Raw genomic sequence first — 26,055 nt, 5'->3', positions numbered from 1 at the left:
AGGTAGTTCTGTAAGATGGAAAACCGGCAGCTAGACGTCGTCGAGGTGTTGCTCACCGGGATCTGTTATGACCGGAACCCGAAACTCGACGAGAACGACCTGCCCCCCGCGATCCGGACGGCCCTCTGGTCCGGCGACGGTGTGCGACGACCGCCGAAACCCGACGAGGAGGACCTGGCGGCGGCCACCGGCATCGAGGACCCCTGGGCGGAGATCTCCGGGCTCATGTTCACGGACCGGGACACCTTCTCCGGGAGCGTCTCGGTGACCGACGAGGGGATGGCAGAGGAATGGTTCCTGGAACGCGCGGACCGCAACCGCCTCCAGGCGAACCCGACCCTGGCCTACGAGTACCAGGATCGGGACGCCCTGGACCTGGATTACGAGGCCTCGCGAGCGGCGAACCGGCCAGTGCACGCCGATCCGCAGTACATCGAGTCACAACTGGACTCCTTCTTCGACGAGGACGACGAGGAGATGCTCGACCTCGTGGAGGTGCGGGCCCCGGCGGAGATCGAGATCACCCTGGCGGATCTGGTGTTGACCAGAGACCAGGAGACCGAGGTCCGCAAGGTCGCAAAGGCCATCGAGCACCGGGACTACCTCGCCGAGATCGGCCTGCGCGAGATCGGCAAACTGCTCTTCGTCGGGCCCCCCGGCACCGGGAAGACCTCCGTCGCACGGGGGCTGGCCCACCAGCTCGATCTGCCCTTCGTCGAGGTCAAACTCTCGATGATCACCAGCCAGTACCTCGGGGAGACCGCGAAGAACGTCGAGAAGGTCTTCGAGGTGGCAAAGCGACTCTCGCCCTGTATTCTCTTCATCGACGAGTTCGACTTCGTCGCGAAGACCCGGACGAGCGACGAGCACGCGGCCATCAAGCGGGCCGTGAACACGCTGTTGAAATCGATCGACGAGGTGAGCCTGATCCGGGACGACGTGTTGCTCATCGGCGCGACCAACCACCCGGACGAACTCGACGCCGCCGCCTGGCGGCGCTTCGACGAGATCCTGCATTTCCCCCGCCCGGACGAGTCGATGCGCAGCGGAATTCTCGAACTGGTTACCGCCGACATCGACATCGAGGGCTTCGACCCGGACGAACTGGCCGCCGAAACCGAGGGACTCACCGGCAGCGACCTCCGGCTGGTACTTCGGGAGGCAGTGCTCTCCGCGCTGGTCTCGGATCGGACGACCCTGACCCAGCAGGACCTCCTCGATGCCGTCGAGGAGTTCGAGGAGCGGGATCACATGCGCAACCTGGAAACCATCGAGGAAGCCCTGGACGTCGAGAGCGGGCACGAACACGACCACCCGCCGACGGCATAGATGCGGGTCACCCTCCTGGGGACCGGGGACACCGCCGGCACACCGGTCCCGCGGTGTGACTGTGCGACCTGCGATCGAGCCCGGGAGACCGGAAAGGAGCGCTCGCGGTTCTCGGTGCACGTGGAGAACGAACGGACTGGCCAGAGCCTCCTGATCGACGCCAGCCCCGATTTCCGCCAGCAGTTTCTCGACACCGACGTGGCCCTCCCCGACGCGGCGATCATCACTCACGTGCACTTCGATCACCTCGACGGCCTGGGGAACGTCTACCGCCTGCTCGAACGGCTCCCGGTACACGCCGCCAACGAGACCGACCCCGAGACCGGCGAGTCCGTCGCGGAAACGGTGCGACGGCGCTATGACTACCTGCACCAGGTCGAGGTGTTCGCCCAGACCCCCTTCGAGTCCTTCGAGGCGGCCGGCTTCGAGGTCACGCTGGTGCCGGTCGTCCACCCGCCGCTTTTGAGCTACGGGCTCCGCGTCGAGGGGGAGGAGGCGGTGCTCTCACTCACGGGCGATACGAGCTACGCCATCCCGGAGCGCTCCCAAACAGTCCTCTCGGGTGCGGATCTGCTCCTCGCGGAGGCCATCGTCCCGGCGGCGATGTGCGAGAAACACCCGCTGGGCGGCCGTCACCCCGACGAAAACGGCGTCTATCGCTCCTTTGGCACCAAACACATGACCCGAGAAGGTGCGCTGGACATGGCCGACCGACTCGACGCCGAGCAGGTTCGACTCGTGCATCTCTCCCATCGCTATCCCGCCGAAGAGGCCTTCGGGCCGAAACTGGGCGTGGACGGCGAGCAGATCCTCCTCTAGGGTCGCAATTTCTCCGCCGGGAGCCACGCCTGGACCAGTTGGGGGCCGAGCACGCCGACCCCGATCAGCACGGCAAACTGGATCGCCGTGCTGTCCGTGACCGACCTGACGAGAAGCCACGCGAACACGCCCAGAGCGACGAAAACCAGCGTGATGCGGGTGTCGGTGTCGAGCATACGAATCGATCAGAACCGATCCAGAAAACTCTGCCGCCTGGCGGGGCCGGCCGGGTCGGGTCGCCAGGGCGTGCGCCGGGCCCGTTCAGCCGTGAGATCCACCTCGGGAGCGGAGCCCGTCTCGTACCCCGGACAGTCGACCCCGCACTCGGCGGCCGGTTCGACCAGGCGGTCGGCCCAGGCACAGCCGGGGAGGCCGTCCGTCCCCGCAATCGACGCCGACCGGGCGTTCGCACAGGCCGGCAACTCGTAGGTTCGCCACCCCTTGCCATACGCTCGCTCGGCGACCCGACGGCGCTGTCGGGCCTTCTGCGCGGTTCCGGCGAAGGCCACGTCGAACTGGCCCGGATGCTCCGCTCGGATCTCGAAGCTCGGTCGGTTCGGTTCCAGGGACTCGGCCTCGCGAACGACCTCGATTCGAGGGGCCTCCGGATCGACCCGCCAGATGCCCACCGGATCGGGTATCCGGTGGCGGTGCGCGCGGGTCACGTGGGAGGCCGTCGCGAGGATCACCCGATCGAGGACCTGCAGGCTCACGTCCCGGCGGAGCTGGGAGGCCAGATCCCCCGGCGTACCCAGGTCCGGTTTGTTCTCGATCCCCACGAGTTCGTCGAACCAGTCCGGGTACCGGGCGGCCTGCCGGCCGACCAGCCGACCCTGCATTCGTGAGAGTTCGAGAAACCCCACCTCTGCCGCCCGTTCGGCGACCCGGCGGGCCGCGGCGGGCGGCGCGTCGATCGACTGGGTGACGGAGCGGGCCGTCCCAACCCCCAGATCGCTCTCGACGACGAGCGGCGGAATAGTCTCGGCCGTGAGCCTGACTCGGGTGTCAAAGTCCGGCCCAGGGCTGACCGCAACCAGGTCCAGAATGCGCTCGCCCGCCCCGGTGACACTGGTTCCGAGCTGCCGGGCGAGAATCCCTGTCTCGGGTCCCGTCGGGAGGCCATCCCGTTCGAGGAGCGCGGCGAGGCGGAGTTCGAAGTCGTACTCGCGCACACCCGGGCTACCGGATGCACGGCCAAAACGCTACTGTCCGGCCTACCGCTTCGAGCGGGTGTCGATGCCCAGCGGGCGGTACAGCAGACAGGTCCGAGTGAATCCCGTTCCGAGCAGCACCAGGCCCACGACGAAGAGCAACACCCCGATCAGTGGGGAAAATGTCGCCTGGCCGAGGGCGCCGATTGCCCCCAGGATCCCGAGCAGCATCCCAGCAGCGAGGCGCAGCGTCCGGTCGGTTTCGCCGACGTTCGGTTCCATAGGCCACCCAAGAAGCCCTGGTGACTTACCGCTTGGGAGAACGGAGAGAGGGGCCGTGATCCGCTCGAAACAGTAGGTTTATCAGTCGTTCGTTGCGAAAATCGGACAAGATTACTTCGTGACCATGGAAGCCGACAACCGACAACCGGAGGTGAACATTGGACTCGTCGGGCACGTAGACCACGGGAAGACCACCCTGGTCCGGGCCCTCTCCGGCGAGTGGACCGACCAGCACTCCGAGGAGCTCAAGCGGGGCATCTCGATTCGGCTGGGATATGCAGACACGACCCTGCGACGCTGTCCGGAGTGTACGGGCCCCGAGGCCTACACGGTCGAGGAGACCTGCCCGGAGCACGACGTCGAGACCGAAGTCCTCCGGACCGTCTCCTTCGTGGACGCCCCTGGCCACGAGACCCTGATGGCGACGATGCTCTCGGGGGCCGCGCTCATGGACGGGGCGGTGCTGGTCGTCTCCGCGACCGAACCGGTCCCACAGCCACAGACCGAGGAGCACCTGATGGCCCTGGACAGCATCGGCATCGAGAACATCGTCATCGCCCAGAACAAGGTCGATCTGGTCGACGCCGAGACCGCTCGTGAGAACTACGAGCAGATCACGGACTTCGTCGCGGGCACGGTCGCCGAAGGGGCCCCGATCGTCCCGATCAGCGCCGAACAGGAGATCAACATCGACCTGATCATCGAGGCCCTCCAGGAAGAGATCCCCACGCCCGAGCGGGACCCCGAGGCCGACGCCCGGATGTACGTCGCCCGGAGTTTCGACATCAACCGCCCCGGCACCGAGTGGGGCGACCTCAGCGGCGGGGTCATCGGCGGCAGCCTGGTCCAGGGAATCCTGGAACAGGACACGGAGCTGGAGATTCGGCCCGGTCGCGAAGTCGAGGAGGGCGGCCAGACCGAGTGGCGGCCCGTGACCTCCACCGTCCGCTCGATCCAGGCCGGCGGCGAGATGGTCGAGTCGGCCGCGCCGGGTGGCCTGCTCGGGGTCGGCACCGGCCTGGACCCGAGCCTGACGAAAGGCGACGCGCTCGCTGGCCAGGTCGCCGGCGAACCGGGCTCGCTCCCGCCGGTCTGGGAGCAGTTCGAGATGGACATCGACCTGCTCGACCGGCTCGTCGGGGCCGAAGAAGACGAGAGCGTCGAGCCGATCAACACGGGCGAACCGCTCATGCTGACCATCGGCACGGCCACCACCGTCGGGGCCGTCACGAGCGCTCGCGGCGGCGAGGCCGAAGTGAACCTCAAGCGCCCGGTCTGTGCCCCCGAAGGGGCGACGATCGCGATCAACCGCCGGGTCGGAACCCGCTGGCGGCTCATCGGTATCGGCACGCTGCGTGGATGAGAGTCGCCATGGACACGAACGCACTGATGATGCCGGTCGAGGTCGATCTTCGTGTCTTCGAGGAACTCGACCGGCTGCTCGGGGAGTACACCCCCGTCGTGCCCGCGGCCGTAATCGCCGAACTGGAGTCCCTGGCCGAGTCGGGCGGCACCGCCGGTCGGGCCGCCCAGGTCGGACTCGATCTGGCCGATCGGTGCGAATCGGTCCAGTCCACAGAATCGTATGCCGATGACGCCCTGGTCGCGCTTGGAACCGCCGGCGAGGTCGATTCGGTAGTCACGAACGACGCCCCGCTCCGGAACCGCCTGCTCGAGGCGGGCGTTCCGGTAATCCATTTAAGGGGCCGGAATCAACTAACGCGTACTCAACCATAGATGTACAAGCGAGTCAGACTCACAGATACGGTCGAAGTGCCCCCGGAGGCACTCGACGACGTCACCCCGGATCTCATCAAGCGGCTGCTCCAGGACAAACTGGAGGGGCGGATGGACGAGGAGGTGGGGTCGATCGTCACGGTCACGACTGTCCACGATATCGGCGAGGGTGCGGTCATCCCGAACCGACCAGGTGTCTACTACAAGGCGGAGTTCGACGCTCTGACCTTCGATCCGGAGATGCAGGAGGTCGTCGACGGCGAGGTCGTCGAGGTCGTCTCCTTCGGTGCCTTCGTGGGGATCGGTCCGGTCGACGGGCTGCTCCACGTCTCTCAGATCTCCGATGAATACCTGGCCTTCGACGAGGAGGGCCAGATGCTGGCCTCCCGGGAGTCGAACAACACCCTGGGGGTCGGAGACGCCGTTCGGGGCCGCATCGTCACCAAATCGATCGACGAGCGCAACCCGCGGGAGTCCAAGATCGGCCTCACCGCGAAACAGCCCGGCCTCGGCAAGCACGGCTGGCTCCGCGAGGCCCGACAAAAAGAAGAGGCCGCCGCGGAGGGCGAGTAGATGGCCTCGAAACGGCTGGCGTGCCGGGAGTGTCACCACATCGTCTCGGCCGACCAGAACGCCTGCCCCCACTGTGGCTCCTCCAGTCTCACCGAGGATTGGGCGGGCTACGTGGTCATCACCCACCCCGAGCAAAGCGAAATCGCCGAGAAGATGGAAGTGACCGAGGAAGGCGAGTACGCGCTGAAAGTCCGCTAACCGTGCCGACCGTCGTGGCCCGGTTGCCGGCCGCAAAGCGTCATCACTTCGCGGAGCCGCTGGGCCCGCTCTTTACTGACGCGGAATCGCTGCTCGAAGCGGCAGGTGAGCCGATCGTCGCGATCGGTGACGTGGTGACCGCACATCTGGGGGCCGCCGGCTGTCAGCCCACCCTGTCGGTCGTCGACGGCCGGACCGAACGGGGTCCGATCCCGGAGTGGGTCCGGACGGACCGACCCGCAGCAGCGATCGAGCGGCCAGTCAAGAACCCCGCGGGGACGATTACGGCAGAACTGATCGAAGCGATCGAGGCGGGGCTCGACGCGAGCGAGCCCACCCGGATCGTCGTCGAGGGCGAGGAAGATCTGGCCGTGTTACCGGCCGTACTGCTCGCTCCGACGGGGGCGACCGTCGTCTACGGCCAGCCGGGTGAGGGGATGATCGCCGCCGCCGTGGACGGCCCCACCCGGGCAATTTGCCGGGACCGACTCGACCTGCTGGACCACGAGGCGGAGTTCTGGGCGTCGATCCGGTAAGATCGGCCCGCTCTTCGAAATCCTTTTACAGATTTCGGGCTGAGATGGTGGTAACTGACCATGGACATCGAGATACTCGACGAGGAGAAAAACTCCCTCCTCCACCGGACCGACGTGACCTTCGAGGTCACTCACGACGACGCATCGCCCTCCCGCCTCTCCGTGCGCGACAGCCTCGCGGCGACACTCGACCAGGACTCCGATCAGGTCGTGGTCCACAAACTCGACACGAAATACGGGATGCGAAAGACCGTCGGCTACGCGAAGGTCTATGACAGCCCCGAGGACGCCGCCGAGATCGAGGCCGAGCACATGCTCGAACGCAACAAGATCGGCGTCGAGGACGGCGAGGAAGCCGAGGTGAGCGAGTGATGGCCCGCGGCGATTTCTACGAGGACGGCGAACTCACGAAGGAGCGCTGCCCTCGCTGTGAGGACGCGTTCCTCGCCGACCACGACGACCGCAAGCACTGCGGTCGCTGTGGCTACACCGAGTGGAAGTGACGCGGATACTCGGCATCGAAGGAACCGCCTGGGCCGCGAGCGCGGCCGTCTACGACGACACGACCGACCAGCTTTTCGTCGAATCCGACGCCTACCAGCCAGCGAGCGGCGGCATTCACCCGCGAGAGGCGGCCGAGCACATGCGCTCGGCGATCCCCGAAGTAATCGAGACGGCACTCGATCAGGCCGAGGGGCCCATCGACGCGGTCGCCTTCTCGCGCGGGCCGGGACTGGGGCCCTGCCTGCGCATCGTCGGCACGGCCGCCCGCAGCCTCGCAGGCACGCTTGACGTGCCCCTCGTTGGCGTGAACCACATGGTCGCCCACCTGGAGATCGGGCGCCATCGCTCGGGATTCGACTCGCCGATCTGTCTGAACGCGAGCGGCGCGAACGCCCACGTCCTGGGCTTTCGAAACGGTCGGTATCGCGTGCTCGGGGAGACCATGGACACCGGGGTGGGCAACGCTATCGACAAGTTCACCCGCCACGTCGGCTGGTCTCATCCCGGCGGCCCCAAGGTCGAAGAGGCCGCCATGGAGGGGTCCTACGTCGACTTGCCCTACGTGGTCAAGGGGATGGACTTCTCCTTTTCGGGCATCATGAGCGCGGCCAAGGACGCCTACGACGAGGGCGTCCCGGTCGAGGACGTGAGCTACGCCCTCCAGGAGACCATCTTCGCGATGCTCACCGAAGTCGCCGAGCGCGCGCTCTCACTCACCGGTCGAAACGAACTGGTGCTCGGTGGCGGGGTCGGGCAGAACAAGCGCCTGCGGGAGATGCTCCAGGAGATGGCCGACCAGCGTGGCGCCAGCTTCTATGCCCCCGAACCGGCGCTGTTGCGGGACAACGCCGGCATGATCGCGGTTCTGGGCGCAACGATGTACGAAGCGGGAGACACCATTTCGATCGCGGACTCGGGCATCGACGCCGATTTCCGCCCGGACCAGGTCCCGGTGACCTGGCGCTCGGAGACGATTCCCGAGCGGGGCGATCGAACCGGCTCCCTCGAAGGCGCGGAAGCCGTGGTGGAAATCGAGGGCGAGACGGTGCGAAAGCGCCGCCGACCGAAGTCCTACCGGCACCCGACCCTGGACGAGCGACTCCGCCGGGACCGGACCGTCCAGGAGGTTCGACTGACCCACGAGGCCCGAACCCTCGGGGTCCCCACCCCGATCGTCCGGGACGTTGACCTCGCGGAGACGACCATCGTCTTCGAACGCGTGGGCGAGCGTGACCTCCGGGACGCACTCAGTCCGGATCGCGCGAGGTCGGTCGGAAGCCACCTGGCGAAAATTCATGCGGGCGGCTTCGTTCACGGCGATCCCACGGTGCGCAACGTCAGAGTTCGGGAGGGAGAGCCGGAGACGGTACTCATCGACTTCGGCCTGGGGTATTACACCGACGACGTGGAAGACTACGCGATGGACCTCCACGTCTTCGAACAGTCCCTGGCTGGAACCGCGGACGACCCGGCGGAACTCGGGACGGCCGCCGAACGGGGCTACGCCGAGGTGGGCGATTCAGCCGTGATCGATCGGCTCCGCGAGATCGAGGCCCGCGGGCGCTACCAGTAGTCGCCACAACAGTTTTGCCCGACGCGGCCGTCAGCTAACTTATGACCCAGGAAGCCTCCGGGAAGATCTTCGGTATCCCGTACAACTTCGAACGCCCGAGCCTGAAGCGCCTGCTTTCGGCCTACTGGCAGCCGGGAAAGGGTATGATCGCGGAGACGCCGTTTGGCATCGGCTACACGCTGAACCTCGCGAACTGGCGGTCCTGGCTGGTGCTGGGCGTGGCCGCCGCGCTCGTCTTCCAGGAGCGAAAGGGCGAGGAAGAAACCGAGGAAGCGGTTGACGTCGTCATCGAGGAGTAAACCGGGAACACTTTTTCGCCGCCAGCCGACTGGCGGGTATGCTGCGTTTCGTGACGACCAACGCCGAGAAGGCCGCCGAGGCACAGGCCCACCTGGCCCCGATGGCGGTCGAACAGGTCGATTACGACTACGTCGAGGTCCAGGCTGCCGAGGTCGCGCAGGTCGCGGCCCGTGGCGCCGAGGAGGCCTACGAGAAGGCCGATGGCGAGGGGCCCGTGATCGTCGACGACACGGGCTTCTCGATCCGCGGGCTGGACGGCTTTCCTGGACCCTATGCCGCCTACGTGGACGACACGCTCGGGATCGAGCGGGTCTGGTCGCTGGCGTCCGAACTGGCGGACCGGCACGCGGCGTTCACCAGCGCGATCGCCTACGCGGATGGCGACCGCGTCGAGGTCTTCGAGGGGACTGTCGAGGGGCGGCTCGTCGCCCCCCGTGGCGAGGGTGGCTTCGGCTACGACCCGATCTTCGAGTACGAGGGTCGGACCTTCGCGGAGCTCTCGATGGACGAGAAAAACGATATTTCCCACCGCGCGCGAGCGCTCTCGAAGCTCGCGGACTGGCTGGAGGCTCAGCCGATCAGCTGACGCCAGCGATCAGGGCGCGTAGTTCCTCGCGGTACGCATCGGGCGTGAGCCCCAGATCGATATCGACGCTGACCGAGATCGCATCTGTCAGGGACGTGTCCGTCTCGCGAGTGAAGTTCTCGGCCGGGTAGGCCCCGCCGGCCACGAGGTAGTTCCCGTTCGCCGACCAGACCGCGAGCACCGCGTCTACGGCCAGGTCGCCGCCCTCGATGGTGATCGCGGTGTCCTCGCTGACCGGGAATTTCATGTCTTCGACGGGGTAGGAACCCGTGAGTTCGGTCATCTCGGCGGTCGTGCCACTGGCGACTTCGATCGTCCCAGTGCCAGTCTCCTCGACGTTCGTGATCCCGGCGGCGTCCATCTGCGCCCGGAGTTCCTCGATCGCGGCCGCCCGAATCTGCTTTTTGACCTCCGACCTGACCGGGCCGAGTTCGTCAACCGACGGCGCCATGTCGATCCGGGTGGCCGAGAAGAGCGCGAGGTCCGTCTCGACAGTCGAGAGCGTGTCCGCCCGGACCTGCTCACGAAGCGCGGCGTCGGTGTAGGTCACCGACGAGGCGACTGCCTCGACGGTCACCGGACCGTACGCCTCCTCGATGACCGTCTCGTCTTTGGTCTGCTCCAGTTGCTCCCAGCCACCCGAATCCAGGGCATCGTCGGGGACCGAGGGCAGTGCGACCGAGCCGACGGCGGTCTGACAGCCGGCGAGGGACGCGATGGCTCCGGCACCGAGGGTCGCGATGAAGGATCGACGTTGCATACCCGGTCCAACGCGGGCGACGAACTTAGACCCGCCTGACCGTTGTCCCGAATTCGGGCGAATTTCGCTCAGTAGACCAACTCGCCCGAGATGAACCGTTCGGTCCGGGGGTCCGCAGGGGACTCGAAGACCGACTCGGTCGGCCCGATCTCGGTGATCGTCCCGTCGAGCAAGACCCCGACCCGGTCGGCGACCCGCTTTGCCTGGTGCATGTCGTGGGTGGCGATCACCACGCCGATACCCCGGTCGCTGGCCTCCGCAACCGCCTCCTCGATCAGCGCCGTGTTGCGAGGGTCCAGATCCGAGGTCGGCTCGTCGAGCAGTAGCACCGACGGATCGTAGGCGATCGCCCGGGCGAAGGAGACCCGCTGGGCCTCACCACCCGAGAGAGACTGGGCCGGTTCGTGAAGCCGGTCGTCGAGGTCGACGACGTCCAGTGCGTCGGTGACCACCGCCGGCGTGCCGTTTGACTGCACCAGCGCGCGGAGTTCGCCGGCCAGTCGATCGGCCCAGGATCGGCGGACTCGGAGCCCGTACTCCACGTTCCGGGCGACGGAGGTGTCAAAGAGCGTGGCCTCCTGGAAGACCATCCCGATCTGTCGGCGCAACCCCAGCCGAGCCGATTCCTCGACCGTCCAGGCGGACTCGCCGTCGACGAACACGGCCCCCGCGTCCGGGCGCTCCCGGAGCGCGAGTAGACGAAGCAACGTGGTCTTCCCGACTCCAGAGGGCCCGATGATGGAGACGACCTCGCCGGGATCGACCGACAGCGAGAGTCCCGAGAGCACCGGTTCGGTGTCGTGGGCGAACGCGAGATCGCGGGCAGCGAGTGTCATCGTAGTCCCTCCTGGCCGCCCAGTCGAATGACGATCGCGTTCACGAGCAACACCAGCACGACCAGAATGACGCCCAGCACGATCGCCGTATCGTAGCGGCCCTGTCTGGCCTCCAGCCGAATGGCCGTCGTCAGGGTCCGGGTCCGGGAGACGCCATCGGCCCCGGCGATGTTCCCGCCGACGATGAGCACGGACCCGACTTCGCTGATGGCCCGGCCGAAACCCGCCAGAATGGCCGTCGCGATCCCGTTCCGGGCCTCTTTCAACGTGAGAAGCGCCACGTCGAGACGGGTCCCACCGAGGACGAGGCCGGCGTCCCGGACCCGGTTCTCCACGCTCGTGATCGAGGCGAGACTGATCGCCATGATCGGCGGGGCCGCGAGGATAAACTGGGACATGATCATGGCCTCCTTGGTGAATACGAGATCCAACTCGCCGAGTGGCCCCTGATTCGAGAGCATGAGCAGCACGAGCAGGCCGACGACCACGCTCGGGAATCCCATCCCGGTGTTGATGATCGAGGTGGCAAACTGCTTCCCGCGGAACTCCGAGAAGCCCATGGCGAAGGCCACGGGGAGACTCACGAGCGTGCTGATCAACACCGCGAGCACACTCACGTAGAGCGAGACCCGAATGATGCTCGTGATATAGACCGTCTCGAAGGGGAAATCGAACGCCAGCGAGACGAACTCGGGAGCCACCATCGATTGTCCAGGTTATTCGCTTGAACTACTCCAACCTTCGGGAACGTACTGCTCGTAGTTCGGTTCCTCGGAGAGCGCCTCGGGGTAGAACAGCTGTTTGCCGTTTCGCTCGTAGTTCGCGATCGTCTCCTGGGCGGCCGGGCTGGTGAGATACCCGATGTAGGCCATCGCCAGATCGTAGTTGACGTTGTCGTGGACCGCCGGATTGACGGCCAGCACGCCATAGGGGTTCGCGAGGCGTTCGGGCCCGCCCTCGATCGGCCCCTGTACCAGAATCGAGAGGTCGATGTCCTCCGTCATCGAGAGGAACGTCCCCCGGTCGGCGAGCGTGTAGCCGCCCTGCTCGGTGGCCATCATGAGGACCTCACCCATCCCCTGGCCGGTTTCGAGGTACCACTCGCCCGCGGGTTCGACCCCGGCCGCATCCCAGATCGCGAGTTCCTTGGTGTGGGTCCCCGAGTTGTCCCCCCGTGAGAGAAACGTGGCCTCGGCGTCGGCGATCGCCGCGAACCCCGCCGTCGCCGAGTCCGCCCCCTCGATCCCAGCCGGATCGTCGCCGGGCCCGACGATCACGAAGTCGTTGAACATCAGGTCCCGGCGATTGACCCCGTAGCCGGCATCCATGAACTCGTCTTCGAGCGAGCGGGCATGGACCATCACCACGTCCGAGTCGCCGGCGCGTGCAGTCTCCAGGGCCGCACCCGTGCCCTGGGCGACCGCGTCGACGGTGACGCCGTACATGTCCTCGAACGGGGCGTTGAGTTCGTCGAGAAGGCCGGTGTCGTAGGTGCTCGTGGTCGTCGTGAGCGTGAGCTTGTCCCCGACGACCCCCGGCTCTGTCCCCTCCGCAGTGGGCTTCGTCCCGCCGGCAGTCCCGCCCACGGACGAACAGCCAGCGAGGCCGGCCACTGCGCCGGCCCCGAGGGCGGCGAGGAACTCCCGCCGTCGTTGTGTCGGCATAGACATATCCCCGTTATGCCCACTCCGACATAATAGTTTTCCTCGCCCGGGCCAAAGGTCGTCCATGGACCCGAGTTTCGAGGCCCAGTTGCGCGAGGGGGAGGTGACCTTCACGGCGCGTGACGCCGCGCTCCTGAAGGCCATCAGGGAGACAGGGTCGCTGAACCGGGCGGCCTCGACCCTTGGGCGCTCGTACTCCCGGGCGCAAAAGCGGCTGGGCGAACTCGAATCGGCCTTTGGCACGCTCGTCGAGCGGACCCGGGGTGGGGCCGGTGGCGGCGGCAGCCAGGTGACGGAGGCCGGCGCGACCCTGCTCGCCAGATTCGAGCGATTGGAAACTGCCTTCACGGCCGTCGCCGAGGTCACGGAGACTGTCATCGAGGGCCGAGTCGAATCGCGAAGCGGCGAGATCGCGGTCGTCGAGACCGAGGCAGGGCCGCTGAGCGCCCTGGTTCCCCCCGGCGTCGAGGAGGTCGCCGTGGGCATTCGGGCCGACGCCGTAACCTTACACGCACCGAGTGACGCGCCAGCAGCCGGTGGCACCAGCGCGCGCAACCGCTTCGAGGGGACCGTCGAGTCGATCACCACCGGCGAGCGAGTCCACCAGGTGAACGTGGACGTGGGCGCGGCGACGCCCCTCGCGGCGCTGGTCACCGAGAAGAGCCGGCAGCGACTCGGACTCGAACCCGGCAGGCCGGTCGTCGCGACCGTTAAGGCCACGGCTGCACGGTGTACGAACGCCCAGTCTTGAACCCTGGGACGGCGTCCCGTGGGTATACCTATCTATATAGACCACATAGCAGACTCTTTATTTACGGGTGGACTTCCTTCGGTTGATGGCACGAGACGACGGGCGTTCGACACTGACTCGCCGCCGGATGATCGCCGGTGCCGGCGCAGCCGGGGCAACCGTTCTCGCGGGCTGTACGAGTACCGACAACGACGGTGGAACCACCACCGATGAGCTGTCCGGAGACATCGAGATCTCCGGCTCCTCGACGGTCTTCCCGCTGGCCGAGGCGGTCGCCGAGCAGTTCATGAAAGATCACCCCCAAGTCGACATCTCCGTGAAGTCCACCGGGACCGGCGGGGGCTTCGAGAACCACTTCAGCCGGGGCCGTTCACAGTTCAACAACGCCAGCCGACAGATCACCGACGCCGAGGAGGACATGTGTGCGGACAACGGGATCGAGCCCCTCGAACTCAGGGTCGCGACCGACGCGCTGACCGTCGTCGTGAACAACGAGGCGGAGTGGATCGATTGTATAACCGTCGAGGAACTCCGTCAGGTCTGGAGTGCCGACGGACCGGACACCTGGCAGGAGATCAACTCGGACTGGCCGGACGAGACCATCGAGCGATACGGGCCCGCCGACACCTCCGGAACCTTCGATTACTTCCGCGAGGAGATTCTCGGCGAGGAGTACAACCACTCGGGAGACTACCAGCCGACCGAACAGGACAACCTCATCGTCCAGGGCGTCCAGGGCAGCGAGTTCGCAGTGGGGTACTTCGGCTTCTCGTATTACTACAACAACCCGGACAGCGTGAAGGCGCTGGCCGTCGATGGCGGCGACGGCTGTGTCGATCCGTCCGTCGAAACTGCCAAGAACGGGGAGTATACCCCACTTTCCCGACCGCTTTTCACCTACGCCGCGAAAGGAGCCCTCGCCGAGGAGCACGTCGCCGAGTTCGCCCGCTTCTACGTCGAGCAGAGCGGCAAACAGGAACTCGTCGCCGACCGGGTCGGCTACGTGCCGAACACGGAGACGGCGGTCGATGAACAGCTCGCGGCACTCGAGACGGCGATCGAGAACGCCGGCTGATCGGAATCACTAGGATTTTTCCCACCCGCATCTAACACCGATCAATGACAGAGTACTCCGAGGACCCGGACCTCGCCGGCAGTCGGGGCTTCCAGTCCCTCCGGGAAGGGTTCTACAAAGCCGTCTTCTTCACGTTCGCGGCGGCGACGGTGCTTACCACCATCGCGATCATCCTGACGCTTTTAATCGACGCCGTGGGCTTCTTCGCGGAGTACTCGGTGATCGCCTTCCTGACCGGAATGGACTGGAGCCCGAGTCTCCGACCGGTCTCCTTCGGGGTGTTGCCACTGGTCTTTGGCACCCTCGTCGTCACGGCGATCGCCGCCCTGATCGCGATTCCGGTGGGCACGCTCACCGCGGTCTACCTGAGCGAGTATGCGCCGTCCCGGACGCGGGCGATCCTCAAACCGCTGCTCGAAATTCTCGCCGGCGTTCCGACGGTGATCTATGGCTTTTTCGCCCTGGTCTATGTGACCCCGGTCATCGAATTCGTCTTCCCGGGCGTCTCGACGTTCAACGTCCTTTCAGCCTCGCTTTTGGTCGGCATCATGACGATCCCGATGGTCTCCTCGATCTCCGAGGACGCGATGTCTGCCGTTCCGGACTCGTTGCGGCGGGCCGGCTACGGCATGGGGGCGACGAAGTACGAAGTCACCACGGACATCATCGTCCCCGCGGCGACCTCGGGGATCGTCTCCTCGTACATCCTCGCGATCTCGCGGGCGATCGGGGAGACCATGATCGTCACGGTGGCGATGGGAATGCAACCCGCGCTTCCGACGGTGCGGTACGCGGACGTACTGGGCCTTGGAATCCCATTCGTCCACCCCGGGGAGGTCTTCCTCAGCTCCGGGCAGACGATGACCGCCGCGATGGTCCAGATCGCCAACAGCGACCTCGCTGGCGGCACACTGGCCTACAACAGCCTCTTCGCGATCGGACTGACGCTGTTTGTCATCACACTTCTCATGAACGTCGTGAGCAACATCATCTCGGAGCGCTACCGGGAGGAATACTGAAATGGACGAGCAATCCACCGACTCGGCCTTCGCCGGGGTGAGCCGACTGCGTGGGCGCGTTTTCGCCGCGCTCGCGAAGGGGGCCTCGTGGCTCGGGATCCTCGTCCTCGCCTGGCTGCTCTTCATGGTCGTCGTCGACGCCTTCGGGCTCCCGGCGGCCAGCGTGGGCTGGTATCTCGGTGCCGCCGTCGGGTTCGGGGTACCCCTCCTGGCGTATGGGGCGTACATCCGTCGTACCCGTCCCGAACTCGGATGGATCGCAGTCAGATCGACGATCATCCCGCCGGGTGGGCTCGTCCTCGCCGGCGCGCTTTTCATCCTCTTTCTGGTCTTCGAACCGGTCCACTGGCTCACCTACTACACCGTCGCCGTGCTCCCCGCCGTGGCGGTCTACGGCCACTTCGCCAGCCGCGAGGACACTCGGGCGCCGCTCTTTGCGACCGCCGTCGGCGTGATCGGACTCGTCCTCGGCGTGTTCGTCGACGCCGCGCTTCCGGTCAAGCCGAATCCCTGGGTCAGCCTCGTGTGGGTACTGGTCGTCCCGGCCGGGGCGATAATCGCCTGGCGGGAGGCGACCGGAGACAGACGGCGGCAGGCCACGATCGTCGGCCTGACCGCACTCGGCGGCGTGCTGGCGAGTTTCGTCGGTCCGGCGACGGTCGGGGTGACCCCCGACACGTCGGTGATCCTCTACGTGGCCGCCGTCTTGCCCGTCGGCTGGTACTACGGCCACGTGCTTGCGGCGGATCGCAGCGCCTGGCCCGGACTGCTGGCCCCGGTAGTCGCCGTGCTCGCGATTGGGCTCGGTATTACCCTGGGTGACCTCATCGGCGCAACTGGCCCGGACCCGGTCCTCGACTGGCAGTTCCTCACGAGTGCGCCCTCGACCATCCCCGAGGACGCGGGGCTGTTCCCCGCGATGGTCGGGTCGGTGTTCATCATCACCATCGTGGCCCTGGTCTCCTTCGTGGTGGGCGTGGGCGCGGCCATCTATCTCGAGGAGTACGCCCCACAGACCGGGCTCGGCGGGACGATAACCCGGATCATCCGGGTCAACATCTCGAATCTGGCTGGCGTGCCCTCCGTCGTCTACGGCCTGCTGGGCCTGGGCCTCTTCGTCAACCTCATCGGGATGGGAATGGGGATCGTCCTGGTGGCCGGGCTCACACTCTCCCTGTTGATCCTCCCGATCGTGATCATCTCCGCCCAGGAGGCCATCCGATCGGTCCCGGAGGAGGTGCGAGAGGCCTCCTACGGCATGGGCGCGACCCGGTGGCAGACGATCCGGAACGTGGTGCTCCCCCGGGCGGTTCCGGGGGTACTCACCGGGACGATCCTGGCCCTGAGCCGGGCGATCGGTGAGACGGCCCCGCTCCTGATGATCGGGGCCGCGACGACGGTCTTCCGGCCGCCCACGGGCTTTGCGAGCCAGGTCTCGGCGATGCCCCTGCAGGTCTTCTACTGGTCGTTCCACCAGAAGTCGGCCTTCAGGGAACTCATCGCGCCGGCCGGCGTCGTCACCCTGCTCGTCGTAATGCTCTCGATGAACGTCCTCGCGATTTACCTTCGCAACAGGTATGAACAGCAGACATAACCGTGAACCCGACGTGGTGAAGCTATATGAGTAGCGAGTGGTCAGCGACCGGCCTGGACGATGCCCAGCCCGAGAGCGACCGGGACATCGAGCGGATCCCCCCGGAGGAGACGATCATCGAAGCCGAAGGGCTTGACGTCTACTACGGCGAGGAGCGGGCGCTCAACGACGTGTCCATGTCGATTCCCGAGCAGGAGGTCACCGCGATCATCGGCCCCTCAGGCTGTGGGAAATCGACGTTCCTCCGCTCGATCAACCGGATGAACGACCTCATCGACATCGCCCGCGTCACCGGCGAACTCCGGTTCAAGGGGAAGAACGTCTACGACGACGACGTCGATGCGGTGGCCCTGCGCCGCCAGGTCGGGATGGTCTTTCAGGCCCCGAACCCCTTCCCGAAGAGCATCTATGACAACGTCGCCTACGGCCCGCGCATCCAGAACGACACCGAAAACCTGGACGAGCGGGTCGAACGAGCCCTGCGGCAGGCCGCCCTCTGGGACGAGGTCTCGGATCGACTCGACGAGCGCGGAACCGACCTCTCGGGCGGGCAGCAACAGCGGCTCTGCATCGCGCGGGCCATCGCCGTCGATCCCGAAGTCATCCTGATGGACGAGCCAGCAAGCGCACTGGACCCGGTCGCGACGTCCAAAATCGAGGACCTCATCGACGAACTCGCCGAGGACTACACCGTCGTGATTGTCACGCACAACATGCAACAGGCCGCCCGGATCTCGGACAAGACGGCGGTCTTCCTGACCGGCGGGCATCTCGTCGAGTACGGGGACACCGATCGGATCTTCCAGAACCCGCGCAACGAGCGGGTCGAGGATTACATCTCCGGGAAGTTCGGATAGTGCGTTTTTCTCGGCTTACCGCGTCGAACCGGCTACAAATCCGGCCAAAACGCGGTAAATCGGCTGAAATCGGGCTAAGGAACGTGGGCGTACTAAGGTCTTGGTCACCATTCCTCGAGTGTAATGAACCCACAGAACTCATCGAACGACGGTGACATCGACGGCCCGACCCTCCCGCGACGAAAGCTACTCGCGGTCGGCGCCGGAGTCGGCGTCAGCCTCCTGGCCGGGTGTACCGGCGACACCAACGGAAGCGAGACCGGAACCTTCCGGCTCCTTGTGAGCGACCAGCCCGCGGACATCGCGGACTTCGATCGGCTGGACGTGACCCTCGACAGCGCCCGCGTGTTCGAGGGCGAAAGCGAGTCGGGGACGACCACCGAAACCACGTCCGCACCGGAGACGACCGAAACGACGACCGACGAGGAAACAACCACTCAGGAGGAAGAGACCACCGAGACCACGGTCGAATCGGAGACAACCACGACGGGCACCGAAACCGACGAGGACGAGCGGGGTTTCTTCCGGCTCGACCTGGAGGGAACGACCGTCGACCTGACCCAGGTCGTCGGCGAGGACGCGATATCCGTCTTCGACGGCGAACTCGAAGCTGGCACCTACAACAAAGTCGAACTCGAGGTGGCCACAGTCGAGGGGATCGTCGACGGCGAGGAGGTACCGGTCAAAGTACCCAGCGAGAAACTCCAGGTCCAGAAATCCTTCGAGGTCACCGCCGAGGAGCCAGTCGAGTTCGTCTTCGACATCAACGTCGTCAAGAAGGGGCCGAACGGCTACAACCTCCTGCCCGTGATCGCCAAAAGCGGGGTCGCCGGCCGTGACGTGGAGTACCGGGAGGTCACCCAGAGCGAGTCGGGGAACTAACGCGGAGACACCGTTCCCGGCCCACAGGGTTATTCGGTGAGCGAGCCTATCACGGACATGAGCCCGTCAACACCCGGCATCCACCACGTGACGGCCATCGGGGCCGATCCGGGGCAGAACCGCCAGTTCTACACGGAGACCTTGGGCCTCCGGCTGGTGAAACGAAGTGTCAACCAGGACGATCCCTCGGTCTATCATCTCTTCTACGGCGACCGCGAGGGCAATCCCGGGACGAGTATGACCGTCTTCCCCTATCCGGGAGCCACGCCGGGCGAATCCGGGAGCGGCCAGGCCACGACCGTCCAGTTCACGATTCCGGGCGCGGCCGTCGAGTTCTGGCTCGACCGGCTGGACGAAGCGGGAATCGATCGTGAGGAGCCGATCGAACGGTTCGGCGACACCGTCATCCCACTCAGGGACCCGGACGGGCTGGCACTCGAACTCGTCGGGACCGACGCGCCCGCGGGAAGCCCCCCGGCGGGGCCGGTTCCCGAAGCACACGCGATCCGGGGCTTTTTCGGCGTGACACTCACGGTCGCGTCCGACGAGGGGTTTACCGGACTCTTGGAGGCGATGGGCTATCGGGAGACCGACCGGACGGCGGCCAGAACCCGCTACGAGTCGAGTGGCGAACTGGGAGCCGTCCTCGACGTGCAAGTCGACCCGGAGGCCCCACGTGGCCGACAGGGTGCTGGCACGGTCCATCACGTTGCCTTCCGCGTGGGGGAGTCGACACAGGCCGAGTGGCGAGCACTGCTCCAGGATCGTGGATTGCGCCCGACCGAGGTGATAGACCGGAAGTGGTTCGAGTCGGTCTACGCCCGGACACCCGCCGGGATCCTCTTCGAGTTCGCCACGGCGGAGCCGGGGTACACCGTCGACGAATCCCTCGAGGACCTGGGCACGAAACTCGTGCTGCCCGACTGGCTCGAAGACCGCCGGGCGGAGATCGAAGCCGAACTGCCACCCCTCGATGGCACCGTCGATGCGTGACACCACCCCTGGCCCACATCAGGGCCAACCGCTCGTCCAGGCCGGAACGCCTGTCAAGGACGCCCACGCGGCCCTCGTCTTGGTCCACGGTCGCGGGGCGAGTGCCCGGAGTATCATCCAGTTCGGTCGCCAGGTCTCGCCACCCGAATTTGTACTGTTGGCACCCCAGGCGGCCGACAACGAGTGGTATCCCCAGTCGTTTCTGGCCCCGGTCGAGCAGAACGAGCCAGGTCGCCGGTCCGGGCTTCAAGCGATCGACGACGCCGTGGAAACGGCCCGGGAGGCCTCGATTCCGACCGAGCGAATCGCACTCGCGGGGTTCTCCCAGGGCGCGTGTCTCGTGAGCGAGTACGTCGCCCGGAACCCGGACCGCTACGGCGGGCTGGCCGTGTTGAGCGGCGGCCTACTGGGCGAGACCGTCGATCCGGCGGACTACCAGGGAGCCCTCGACGGGACGCCGGTCTTTCTCGGCTGTAGCGACGTCGACCCACACATCCCCGAACAGCGAGTGCACGAGACAGCAACCGTATTCGAATCCCTCGGCGCAGCCGTCGACACCCGGATCTACGACGGGATGGCCCACACGGTCAACGACGACGAACTCGACGCGGTAGCGGCCATGCTCGCGGATCTCGACTGACCGGGGCGCCGTCGCCGATCGAGCGCGCCTCTTTTGTACGCCCATCGGTAACAGACAGGTATGCAACGGGAGACAAACCGTCCTGTTTCCGCCGAAGTCGTTGGGTTCTGAATATGTATCGAACCGGACACTACGGCGCAGCACTGCTGGTGTACGCCCCGATCGGCTTCGTCCTGCTCGCGGCCGGGTTCGACGAGCTAGCCGCAGTCGGCGCGGTGATCGTCGCGGGCGGATCGATGGTCCCGGACTGGGACCAGAAAGTGCCGTTCATCTCCCATCGGGGTATCACGCATACGATCTGGTTCGCCCTCCTCGCTGGTGCGCTTCTCGGGGCGGCGGGCTGGTACGTCGGTGAGGGAATGGAGCCACGAGCGCAACTCGGCCTCGCCGCGTTCGGGGCCCTCCTCGGGATCGTGACCATCGGCGCACACATTCTGGCCGACGCGCTCACGCCCATGGGAATCCGGCCCTTCGAGCCCCTGGGACACGGCTCGTACTCCCTCGAGTTGACCAACGCGTCGAACCCCCTCGGCAACGGGCTCCTCCTGGTGCTGGGGCTGCTTGCGACCGGTGGTGCGGTCGCCGCCAGTCGCGAGATCTCACTCGCCTTTCTCTGAGCGGCCGGCGGCCCACGGTCGGCCCATGGAATCGAGTCCCGTGACCGTCTCGTCCTGCACGGCCTGGACGCCGTCGATCGCCTCCAGTTTGCGGAGCGCTTCGGGACGACCGATCACGAACAACTCGTCCTCGGGCTGGATCAACCGACGCCGGTTCGGGATCGTCTCGACTGACCCGCCAGCCGTCCGAATCCCCAGCACCGTACTGTCGATGGCGGCGACGGACTGCCCGACAAGGGGACTGGAATCAGTCACCGAAAGCAGGCGCATGGTCTCGTCCGCCCGCCGGAGCATCGCGGCGAACTCACGATCCGGGCGCGAGTCCGCCGCGAGGGTGAGGAGCCGGTACTCCGTCTCCGGATCGATCACCGTGGCGACGGCACGATCGGTCGTGATCGTCGCGATCGAACCGATCCTGGCCCTGAGTTCGCCCGTCCCGAGCTTTCGAGGTTCCCCGTCCTCGACGGCCCAGAGCTGGACGATGTCCCCTGCCGTGGCGCTGAACGGCGGATCCGCCCGGACCGCGACCGCGGCCGCGTTCGGTGGCAAGGTCGGGCCGATACCGGCTGGGCGTTTGGCGACCCCGAGATACTGGATTTCACCCGTCGAGGAGAGTTCCAGGTCGACATAGCCCACGTCGAATTTCTCCTTGAGCCGGGCCTGGAGCTGTGTCCGCAGTTCCTCGACGGTGAGCCCGCGTGGGAAGTCAAGCGTCCGCCCTTCGAGTGACTCCTTCGTCCCGGCCTCGACCGGATCGTAGCCTTCGATATCCCTGATCTCCGCCGGGAGGGTCACCGAGATGTGACGGCCCGCGGCCCGAACGATGGGACTGAGATCCCGCTGCAGCCAGGACAGCGAGAGCCGATCGGATCGAGCCAGGCGGTCCCCGAGCGTGTTCCCACCGTAGGAGGCGAGGGCCGCGATGGCGAACACCAGGACGTTGAGCGTCGCTTCGCCCACGGTCGGGCTGGCGGCCCCACCCTGGACGAACTGGGCGAAGAGGGTGCGTGTGTTCAGGTAGAGCGCGACGACCCCCAGCCCGAGGATCAGCGTGACCCCCTCGGGAAGCGCGTGTCGAACCCGAATCCGGTACGCGAAAGCGGCGATCGCAGTCGTCCCGCCCGCCAAAAGCACCAGGCCGATCACGTGAACCACGGACTCCAGCAGTCGCGTCCCCAGCTCGATCACGGCGAGACTCACGCGATCACCTCTCCGAAGGCAGCCAACTGGTCGCTGGTGCCCACGACGATCAGGTCATCGCCGGCGTGCAGTTCGGTGCGCCCGCTGGGCGCGACGATCCGTTCGGTCGGCCGACGAATCGCCAGAACGGCGACGCCGTAGGTGTCCCTGATCTGGGCCCCGCCGATCGTTTGGCCCACCAGGTCGCTGTCCCCACCGAGGGAGTACTTTCGAAACTGGGCGCCCGCGTCAGTGAGCAACGCGATCGTCTCGTACTCGCGGTTTGTCTCCCGGGAGTGGACGATGATCGGGGCGAATGCCGTCCGGAGCACGTCCCGGGCCTCGGCCGGCGAGACCACGATCGTCACCTGCCCCGGGCCGCCCTCGGTGGTCGCGGTGGCTGGCGGTCGTGACTCGATCGGTTCGGTGTCGTCTGAACGTGCCGGCTCCTCCGGCTCGATTGACGGCTCGGGGATGGGCCGCTCGGTTCTGGCACTCACGACGGGACCGGTCACCGTCCCAGTGGAAAGCTCGATCGAGACCACGTCGCCCCGGGCCAGCCCGGTCGGCAGCAGCGTCTTGACCGTCACGGCCCGCTTGCCGGTCGGGACTCGACGCGAGAGGCCGGCGGTCTCGGGGGCCGCCGCGATCTCGGCCCGGCCCGCCTTGTCGATGGTAACCCGGACGTCCGCGAGTTCGTAATCGGCGAGGAGTCGCGCTTCGAGCTTGGCCTCGAGTTCCGACCGCGGCAGGTCGGCGGGAAACTTCCAGGAGCCGGCGGTGAGACGCTCCCGGAGGTCCGCCGACAGCGGCGGATAGCCCTCCAGATGCTGTATGTCGCCGATCGGCCGGATGTGAACCTGACCGAGCGTGTCGATCCGCTCGATGAGATCACTGGACAGCCGGCTCTCCCGGAGCCGGCGCAGGGTGAGCCCCCGCGGTGTCGCCACGGCCAGCTTGTCGCCCTGGCTGTGCGCCCAGAGACTCGCCATCAGGATGACCGCCGTGGCGGTGATTCCCGTCCAGCTGTCGGCCATCTGCGGATCGATGAACCCCATGAGCCCGCCCGAAACCCCCGCGAGCGCGCCACTCACGACCACCACGCCGAGCGCGGGGACGGTCACGTTGGTGAAGTACTTGAATCCAAAGCCGATCGCGAAGGCGATGAGTGCCGGAAACAGCGCGGCCAGCAGCCCGAGATACACCCCGAGTAGCACCTGTGCGATCGGGACCTGCATCACCGGAGCCCAGCCGCCCACAGGATAAATAGGTGGGGGCCGGCAATCACTCCGCCCGGTCGCCGAAGCTCGCGTCGACGAGCATCCGGGCCCCGAGGGCGATCGGGCTGATGACCGAATCGGCCCCCGCCCGGCGGAGCTTCGGGACGTTCTCCCGGTTCGTCGCCGCGGCCACGATCCGAACGTCGGGATTCAGCTCCCGGGCGGTGAGCACGGCGAGGGCGTCGTCCCCGTCGTCGTTCGTCGCCACCAGCACCGTCCGGGCGTGTTCGATGCCGGCCGACCGGAGCGGGGCCTCGTCACTCGGGTTCCCCATGAGCACCTCGATGTCACGATCGGCCAGTCTGGCGACGCGGTCGGTCTCCTCGGTGACGAGGACGTAGGACTCCCCAGGCTCGATCTCCTCCAGGATGGCCTCGGTCAGTTCCCCCCAGCCGAGGATGAGGACGTGGTTCTCGAGGAGGTCGTAGTTTCGGTCGGTCATGCGTCCAAGCGCTCTGGCGAATCGAGCTTCGAGGAGCGGCCCCAAGAGTGTACCGAGGGCCAGCGCGAAGCTCGCCGTGCCGAAGACGACCACGGACATCCCGAAGAGCCGGGCGACCTGTGTCAGGGGAGTCGCGTCGCCGTAGCCTACCGTCGAGGCGGTAACAAGCGTGTAGTAGAAGGCATCGACGAGGGTCTCGACCGAGGCGAACTCCTCGCGGAGGGCGTAGGTCCCGACGGTGCCATAGACCTGCACGCCGACGATGGCGAAAAGCGCCGCCAGCTGTGAGGTCGAAAGCGAGAGCGACCGGGTGAACCGCGAGCGGTTGTACACCACACCCGGCAGGGACAGTACTGAGAGCACCACGAGTGGAAGCGAGAGCGGGCTCGATTGCAGGAGTCCCTGGACGGCCGTGAGCGGCAGCAACGCGATCGTCGAGAACCAGGCCACCCGGAGGCCACGACGGAGGCCAAGCGCGCTCGCGAGCATCAAAAAGCCAGTCAGCACGCCGGTGAACCCGGCGGTCCGCTGGACGCCCACCGGGATGAACTCCGCCAGCGGCCCGACGACGCTCTGGGCGCTGATGTTCGCCACGCCGGTCACGATCGAGAGGAGGGCGACGGCGATGGTCAACCCGACTGTGACCCGCGGCGCAAGCGAGTCGGGGTCGACGGACAGGGAATCGCGGAGACGGAGGGAAGGTGACATCGGTGATCGAAAGGGGTTCGTGTTTTTTCTGGAGCGGAGGGCAAATAAATGGGTTCGTGTGGACAGGGAGTCTTTCCTTTGGGAGAGTGGGGGCCCCTCGTTCGATCTACGTTAGGTTTGAGGTCTGCCAGGAACTGCTATTTCGGTATCGGGTTTCACCAGCCGCCAACTGCGACTACGGGTGAATATCCCGCTCGTTGGACGATTCGGGAGGCTGCGGAGAGCAGTGGGTAGTGAACTAGAACTCCACGAGTTCGATGGCTGTCTCTCCCCGGAGAGGAAAGTCAGTGAGAAAACATCTCAAAACTGGAAACAGCAGAAGCCTAGGCCGGGATTTGAACCCGGGCTCTCGTCCTTACCAAGGACGCGCTTTACCGCTAAGCTACCCAGGCAGGCAGTCGATGAGAGGAACCCGACCCCTGTTAGGGGTTTCGATTACGCCCGATCAGGTGTCCGTCGCGGAGGGGGTTCGAACCGGTTCCTCGCCGGTCGCCCGACCACCGACCCGGCGCATGGCGTCCTCGATGCCGTCCGGCAGGCCCTCCGGGGCCGACGGGAGCGGTGGCTCGCCGTGGTTCCGAGCTAACCCAACCACGTACTGGCGCAGCGAGAGTGGCGTCTCCCCGCCCGTGGCGGTCGCGCCGGCAATCACCGCCAGTTCGAAGACGTTGGCCTCAAGCGAGCGGGCGGTGGTCCCCCCGCTCCGGAGTTCGGTCTGCTCCTGGCCGAACTCCCGAACCGTCTCGACGGCCTTGTCGGCGGCTTCGGTGTGCGAGAGGAGTTGAAACCCCCGGGCGACGAGCACGTCGGCGGCCAGCACGTCGAGATCGTCCTCGGCGTCGCCGGTGCCGGTCCAGGGCTCGTCGTGGACCAGGGCCCGAGTGAGCCGGAGCCCGTCATAAATGAGCTGGACGCCGGCAGCGCGGTTGGAAACGGCTGGCTCCTCCGCGTCGCCGGCGGCCACCGAGGCACTGAGAAGGGCGAGCACGCCGGGAATCATGGACGTCCCGAGAATGTGGGCGTCCATCGTCTCTCTGAGCCGATCGGGAGTGATCTCCCTGATCGCCTCCGTCACCGCGATGCGCGCCTGCGCGACCTCGTCCATCGTACCCGATTTATGGTGGGGAGCGGCAAAGACCTTTGGAAAGGACCAAACCACACCCCCGAACT

General features: G+C 66.4%; 32 protein-coding genes and 1 tRNA gene. 21 read left to right on the top strand and 12 right to left on the bottom strand.

Translation table 11 applies throughout. From position 1 onward, the window contains the following. Positions 1 to 15 precede the first annotated feature (15 nt). Together RH831_RS03830 and RH831_RS03825 are read left to right on the top strand one after the other, a co-directional pair. On the top strand, positions 16 to 1,329 hold the full coding sequence (locus RH831_RS03830) for an ATP-binding protein (protein ID WP_310552946.1): 1,314 nt from the start codon (positions 16 to 18) through the stop codon (positions 1,327 to 1,329). After that, positions 1,330 to 2,148, top strand: coding sequence for an MBL fold metallo-hydrolase (locus tag RH831_RS03825; protein ID WP_310552945.1), 819 nt, complete (start codon positions 1,330 to 1,332; stop codon positions 2,146 to 2,148). On the opposite strand, the gene RH831_RS03820 is transcribed toward RH831_RS03825, so the two are convergent. The 3 genes from RH831_RS03820 to RH831_RS03810 are packed head-to-tail and all read right to left on the bottom strand — an operon-like array spanning position 2,145 to position 3,581. Then, positions 2,145 to 2,324 carry a hypothetical protein gene (locus RH831_RS03820; protein WP_310552944.1) on the bottom strand — a complete coding sequence of 60 codons (180 nt, stop codon included), beginning with the start codon at positions 2,322 to 2,324 and terminating at the stop codon, positions 2,145 to 2,147. The two genes, RH831_RS03825 and RH831_RS03820, sit on opposite strands and share 4 nt — an antisense overlap. 9 nt (positions 2,325 to 2,333) lie before the next feature. Further along, positions 2,334 to 3,320 (bottom strand): DUF5787 family protein, encoded by a 987-nt coding sequence (locus RH831_RS03815; RefSeq protein ID WP_310552943.1) that lies wholly within the window; start codon positions 3,318 to 3,320, stop codon positions 2,334 to 2,336. Between the two features lie 42 nt (positions 3,321 to 3,362). Further along, positions 3,363 to 3,581: a DUF2892 domain-containing protein gene (locus RH831_RS03810; RefSeq protein ID WP_310552942.1), complete on the bottom strand. Its 219-nt coding sequence runs from the start codon at positions 3,579 to 3,581 to the stop codon at positions 3,363 to 3,365. A 124-nt stretch (positions 3,582 to 3,705) separates the two neighbouring features. Between RH831_RS03810 and RH831_RS03805 the strand changes: the two genes are divergently transcribed. From RH831_RS03805 to rdgB, 10 genes are read left to right on the top strand one after another with little or no spacing between them, the layout of a single operon-like run. Continuing rightward, positions 3,706 to 4,944 carry a translation initiation factor IF-2 subunit gamma gene (locus RH831_RS03805; RefSeq protein WP_310554134.1) on the top strand — a complete coding sequence of 413 codons (1,239 nt, stop codon included), beginning with the start codon at positions 3,706 to 3,708 and terminating at the stop codon, positions 4,942 to 4,944. Beyond that, positions 4,941 to 5,318 (top strand): PIN domain-containing protein, encoded by a 378-nt coding sequence (locus RH831_RS03800; RefSeq protein WP_396275420.1) that lies wholly within the window; start codon positions 4,941 to 4,943, stop codon positions 5,316 to 5,318. The genes RH831_RS03805 and RH831_RS03800 overlap by 4 nt, the downstream gene beginning before the upstream one ends. Continuing rightward, positions 5,319 to 5,891 carry a DNA-directed RNA polymerase gene (locus tag RH831_RS03795; RefSeq protein WP_310552940.1) on the top strand — a complete coding sequence of 191 codons (573 nt, stop codon included), beginning with the start codon at positions 5,319 to 5,321 and terminating at the stop codon, positions 5,889 to 5,891. It begins immediately after the preceding gene. Continuing rightward, positions 5,892 to 6,089: a transcription elongation factor subunit Spt4 gene (gene spt4, locus RH831_RS03790; protein ID WP_310552939.1), complete on the top strand. Its 198-nt coding sequence runs from the start codon at positions 5,892 to 5,894 to the stop codon at positions 6,087 to 6,089. 2 nt (positions 6,090 to 6,091) lie between these two features. Continuing rightward, a complete protein-coding gene (locus RH831_RS03785; protein WP_310552938.1) occupies positions 6,092 to 6,625 on the top strand; it encodes a GTP-dependent dephospho-CoA kinase family protein in 534 nt (177 codons plus the stop codon). A gap of 60 nt (positions 6,626 to 6,685) precedes the next feature. Further along, complete coding sequence (locus RH831_RS03780; RefSeq protein WP_310552937.1) at positions 6,686 to 6,997, top strand: 30S ribosomal protein S24e; 312 nt, start codon at positions 6,686 to 6,688, stop codon at positions 6,995 to 6,997. Next, complete coding sequence (locus tag RH831_RS03775; protein ID WP_310552936.1) at positions 6,997 to 7,128, top strand: 30S ribosomal protein S27ae; 132 nt, start codon at positions 6,997 to 6,999, stop codon at positions 7,126 to 7,128. The genes RH831_RS03780 and RH831_RS03775 overlap by 1 nt, the downstream gene beginning before the upstream one ends. Then, positions 7,119 to 8,702 (top strand): bifunctional N(6)-L-threonylcarbamoyladenine synthase/serine/threonine protein kinase, encoded by a 1,584-nt coding sequence (locus tag RH831_RS03770; RefSeq protein ID WP_396275419.1) that lies wholly within the window; start codon positions 7,119 to 7,121, stop codon positions 8,700 to 8,702. Before RH831_RS03775 ends, RH831_RS03770 begins: the two co-directional genes overlap by 10 nt. Positions 8,703 to 8,743: 41 nt before the next feature. After that, complete coding sequence (locus RH831_RS03765; protein WP_310552934.1) at positions 8,744 to 9,001, top strand: DUF5808 domain-containing protein; 258 nt, start codon at positions 8,744 to 8,746, stop codon at positions 8,999 to 9,001. 38 nt (positions 9,002 to 9,039) lie between these two features. Next, positions 9,040 to 9,588, top strand: a complete 549-nt coding sequence (gene rdgB / locus RH831_RS03760; RefSeq protein ID WP_310552933.1) for an RdgB/HAM1 family non-canonical purine NTP pyrophosphatase — start codon at positions 9,040 to 9,042, stop codon at positions 9,586 to 9,588. Here the strand turns inward: rdgB and RH831_RS03755 are convergent. From RH831_RS03755 to RH831_RS03740, 4 genes are all read right to left on the bottom strand, one after another. Next, on the bottom strand, positions 9,581 to 10,348 hold the full coding sequence (locus tag RH831_RS03755) for a hypothetical protein (RefSeq protein WP_310552932.1): 768 nt from the start codon (positions 10,346 to 10,348) through the stop codon (positions 9,581 to 9,583). The genes rdgB and RH831_RS03755 overlap by 8 nt on opposite strands. Before the next feature lie 68 nt (positions 10,349 to 10,416). Continuing rightward, positions 10,417 to 11,184 (bottom strand): phosphate ABC transporter ATP-binding protein, encoded by a 768-nt coding sequence (locus RH831_RS03750; RefSeq protein WP_310552931.1) that lies wholly within the window; start codon positions 11,182 to 11,184, stop codon positions 10,417 to 10,419. Further along, positions 11,181 to 11,888 (bottom strand): ABC transporter permease, encoded by a 708-nt coding sequence (locus RH831_RS03745; protein ID WP_310552930.1) that lies wholly within the window; start codon positions 11,886 to 11,888, stop codon positions 11,181 to 11,183. The genes RH831_RS03750 and RH831_RS03745 overlap by 4 nt, the downstream gene beginning before the upstream one ends. 12 nt (positions 11,889 to 11,900) lie before the next feature. After that, on the bottom strand, positions 11,901 to 12,848 hold the full coding sequence (locus RH831_RS03740; RefSeq protein WP_310552929.1) for a substrate-binding domain-containing protein: 948 nt from the start codon (positions 12,846 to 12,848) through the stop codon (positions 11,901 to 11,903). Between the two features lie 64 nt (positions 12,849 to 12,912). Here RH831_RS03740 and RH831_RS03735 point away from each other — a divergent pair, with 64 nt between their 5' ends. The 9 genes from RH831_RS03735 (at position 12,913) to RH831_RS03695 (ending at position 21,276) form a co-directional block, all read left to right on the top strand. Beyond that, positions 12,913 to 13,599, top strand: coding sequence for a TOBE domain-containing protein (locus RH831_RS03735; protein ID WP_310552928.1), 687 nt, complete (start codon positions 12,913 to 12,915; stop codon positions 13,597 to 13,599). A gap of 85 nt (positions 13,600 to 13,684) precedes the next feature. Further along, positions 13,685 to 14,674 carry a PstS family phosphate ABC transporter substrate-binding protein gene (locus tag RH831_RS03730; RefSeq protein ID WP_310552927.1) on the top strand — a complete coding sequence of 330 codons (990 nt, stop codon included), beginning with the start codon at positions 13,685 to 13,687 and terminating at the stop codon, positions 14,672 to 14,674. A 44-nt stretch (positions 14,675 to 14,718) separates the two neighbouring features. Continuing rightward, positions 14,719 to 15,693: a phosphate ABC transporter permease subunit PstC gene (gene pstC, locus RH831_RS03725; RefSeq protein WP_310552926.1), complete on the top strand. Its 975-nt coding sequence runs from the start codon at positions 14,719 to 14,721 to the stop codon at positions 15,691 to 15,693. Position 15,694: 1 nt separating this feature from the next. Beyond that, on the top strand, positions 15,695 to 17,287 hold the full coding sequence (gene pstA, locus RH831_RS03720; RefSeq protein WP_310552925.1) for a phosphate ABC transporter permease PstA: 1,593 nt from the start codon (positions 15,695 to 15,697) through the stop codon (positions 17,285 to 17,287). A 26-nt stretch (positions 17,288 to 17,313) separates the two neighbouring features. After that, entirely contained in the window at positions 17,314 to 18,144 is an 831-nt protein-coding gene (pstB, locus tag RH831_RS03715) for a phosphate ABC transporter ATP-binding protein PstB (RefSeq protein WP_310552924.1), read from the top strand. Between the two features lie 123 nt (positions 18,145 to 18,267). After that, the gene (locus tag RH831_RS03710; RefSeq protein ID WP_310552923.1) at positions 18,268 to 19,026 is read left to right on the top strand and encodes a DUF4382 domain-containing protein; all 759 of its coding nucleotides are present in this window, start codon (positions 18,268 to 18,270) and stop codon (positions 19,024 to 19,026) included. Between the two features lie 57 nt (positions 19,027 to 19,083). Next, complete coding sequence (locus RH831_RS03705) at positions 19,084 to 20,019, top strand: ring-cleaving dioxygenase (RefSeq protein ID WP_396275418.1); 936 nt, start codon at positions 19,084 to 19,086, stop codon at positions 20,017 to 20,019. Next, a complete protein-coding gene (locus RH831_RS03700) occupies positions 20,012 to 20,659 on the top strand; it encodes a dienelactone hydrolase family protein (protein ID WP_310552922.1) in 648 nt (215 codons plus the stop codon). The genes RH831_RS03705 and RH831_RS03700 overlap by 8 nt, the downstream gene beginning before the upstream one ends. 113 nt (positions 20,660 to 20,772) lie before the next feature. Continuing rightward, entirely contained in the window at positions 20,773 to 21,276 is a 504-nt protein-coding gene (locus RH831_RS03695) for a metal-dependent hydrolase (RefSeq protein WP_310552921.1), read from the top strand. Here the strand turns inward: RH831_RS03695 and RH831_RS03690 are convergent. From RH831_RS03690 to RH831_RS03670, 5 genes are all read right to left on the bottom strand, one after another. Continuing rightward, the gene (locus RH831_RS03690) at positions 21,259 to 22,476 is read right to left on the bottom strand and encodes a TrkA C-terminal domain-containing protein (RefSeq protein WP_310552920.1); all 1,218 of its coding nucleotides are present in this window, start codon (positions 22,474 to 22,476) and stop codon (positions 21,259 to 21,261) included. The two genes, RH831_RS03695 and RH831_RS03690, sit on opposite strands and share 18 nt — an antisense overlap. Then, complete coding sequence (locus tag RH831_RS03685; RefSeq protein ID WP_310552919.1) at positions 22,473 to 23,693, bottom strand: TrkA C-terminal domain-containing protein; 1,221 nt, start codon at positions 23,691 to 23,693, stop codon at positions 22,473 to 22,475. Before RH831_RS03685 ends, RH831_RS03690 begins: the two co-directional genes overlap by 4 nt. 46 nt (positions 23,694 to 23,739) lie before the next feature. After that, positions 23,740 to 24,885, bottom strand: coding sequence for an NAD-binding protein (locus RH831_RS03680; protein ID WP_310552918.1), 1,146 nt, complete (start codon positions 24,883 to 24,885; stop codon positions 23,740 to 23,742). Positions 24,886 to 25,205: 320 nt separating this feature from the next. Beyond that, positions 25,206 to 25,277, bottom strand: a tRNA-Thr gene (locus RH831_RS03675). A 53-nt stretch (positions 25,278 to 25,330) separates the two neighbouring features. Continuing rightward, positions 25,331 to 25,990, bottom strand: a complete 660-nt coding sequence (locus tag RH831_RS03670; protein WP_310552917.1) for a hypothetical protein — start codon at positions 25,988 to 25,990, stop codon at positions 25,331 to 25,333. Positions 25,991 to 26,055: the final 65 nt, after the last annotated feature.

Origin of the sequence: Halodesulfurarchaeum sp. HSR-GB (assembly GCF_031432215.1) — an archaeon.
Taxonomy (GTDB): Archaea; Halobacteriota; Halobacteria; order Halobacteriales; family Halobacteriaceae; genus Halodesulfurarchaeum.
This window is presented reverse-complemented; position numbering and strand designations above follow the sequence as displayed.

Bases quoted from the DNA above. Each gene is read 5' to 3' on its own strand.
- RH831_RS03830 (WP_310552946.1), top strand. From the start codon at position 16: ATGGAAAACCGGCAGCTAGACGTCGTCGAGGTGTTGCTCACCGGGATC.
- RH831_RS03825 (WP_310552945.1), top strand. From the start codon at position 1,330: ATGCGGGTCACCCTCCTGGGGACCGGGGACACCGCCGGCACACCGGTC.
- RH831_RS03820 (WP_310552944.1), bottom strand. From the start codon at position 2,324: ATGCTCGACACCGACACCCGCATCACGCTGGTTTTCGTCGCTCTGGGC.
- RH831_RS03810 (WP_310552942.1), bottom strand. From the start codon at position 3,581: ATGGAACCGAACGTCGGCGAAACCGACCGGACGCTGCGCCTCGCTGCT.
- RH831_RS03805 (WP_310554134.1), top strand. From the start codon at position 3,706: ATGGAAGCCGACAACCGACAACCGGAGGTGAACATTGGACTCGTCGGG.
- RH831_RS03800 (WP_396275420.1), top strand. From the start codon at position 4,941: ATGAGAGTCGCCATGGACACGAACGCACTGATGATGCCGGTCGAGGTC.
- RH831_RS03795 (WP_310552940.1), top strand. From the start codon at position 5,319: ATGTACAAGCGAGTCAGACTCACAGATACGGTCGAAGTGCCCCCGGAG.
- spt4 (WP_310552939.1), top strand. From the start codon at position 5,892: ATGGCCTCGAAACGGCTGGCGTGCCGGGAGTGTCACCACATCGTCTCG.
- RH831_RS03780 (WP_310552937.1), top strand. From the start codon at position 6,686: ATGGACATCGAGATACTCGACGAGGAGAAAAACTCCCTCCTCCACCGG.
- RH831_RS03775 (WP_310552936.1), top strand. From the start codon at position 6,997: ATGGCCCGCGGCGATTTCTACGAGGACGGCGAACTCACGAAGGAGCGC.
- RH831_RS03765 (WP_310552934.1), top strand. From the start codon at position 8,744: ATGACCCAGGAAGCCTCCGGGAAGATCTTCGGTATCCCGTACAACTTC.
- rdgB (WP_310552933.1), top strand. From the start codon at position 9,040: ATGCTGCGTTTCGTGACGACCAACGCCGAGAAGGCCGCCGAGGCACAG.
- RH831_RS03755 (WP_310552932.1), bottom strand. From the start codon at position 10,348: ATGCAACGTCGATCCTTCATCGCGACCCTCGGTGCCGGAGCCATCGCG.
- RH831_RS03750 (WP_310552931.1), bottom strand. From the start codon at position 11,184: ATGACACTCGCTGCCCGCGATCTCGCGTTCGCCCACGACACCGAACCG.
- RH831_RS03745 (WP_310552930.1), bottom strand. From the start codon at position 11,888: ATGGTGGCTCCCGAGTTCGTCTCGCTGGCGTTCGATTTCCCCTTCGAG.
- RH831_RS03740 (WP_310552929.1), bottom strand. From the start codon at position 12,848: ATGCCGACACAACGACGGCGGGAGTTCCTCGCCGCCCTCGGGGCCGGC.
- RH831_RS03735 (WP_310552928.1), top strand. From the start codon at position 12,913: ATGGACCCGAGTTTCGAGGCCCAGTTGCGCGAGGGGGAGGTGACCTTC.
- RH831_RS03730 (WP_310552927.1), top strand. From the start codon at position 13,685: ATGGCACGAGACGACGGGCGTTCGACACTGACTCGCCGCCGGATGATC.
- pstC (WP_310552926.1), top strand. From the start codon at position 14,719: ATGACAGAGTACTCCGAGGACCCGGACCTCGCCGGCAGTCGGGGCTTC.
- pstA (WP_310552925.1), top strand. From the start codon at position 15,695: ATGGACGAGCAATCCACCGACTCGGCCTTCGCCGGGGTGAGCCGACTG.
- pstB (WP_310552924.1), top strand. From the start codon at position 17,314: ATGAGTAGCGAGTGGTCAGCGACCGGCCTGGACGATGCCCAGCCCGAG.
- RH831_RS03710 (WP_310552923.1), top strand. From the start codon at position 18,268: ATGAACCCACAGAACTCATCGAACGACGGTGACATCGACGGCCCGACC.
- RH831_RS03705 (WP_396275418.1), top strand. From the start codon at position 19,084: ATGAGCCCGTCAACACCCGGCATCCACCACGTGACGGCCATCGGGGCC.
- RH831_RS03700 (WP_310552922.1), top strand. From the start codon at position 20,012: ATGCGTGACACCACCCCTGGCCCACATCAGGGCCAACCGCTCGTCCAG.
- RH831_RS03695 (WP_310552921.1), top strand. From the start codon at position 20,773: ATGTATCGAACCGGACACTACGGCGCAGCACTGCTGGTGTACGCCCCG.
- RH831_RS03685 (WP_310552919.1), bottom strand. From the start codon at position 23,693: ATGCAGGTCCCGATCGCACAGGTGCTACTCGGGGTGTATCTCGGGCTG.
- RH831_RS03680 (WP_310552918.1), bottom strand. From the start codon at position 24,885: ATGTCACCTTCCCTCCGTCTCCGCGATTCCCTGTCCGTCGACCCCGAC.
- RH831_RS03670 (WP_310552917.1), bottom strand. From the start codon at position 25,990: ATGGACGAGGTCGCGCAGGCGCGCATCGCGGTGACGGAGGCGATCAGG.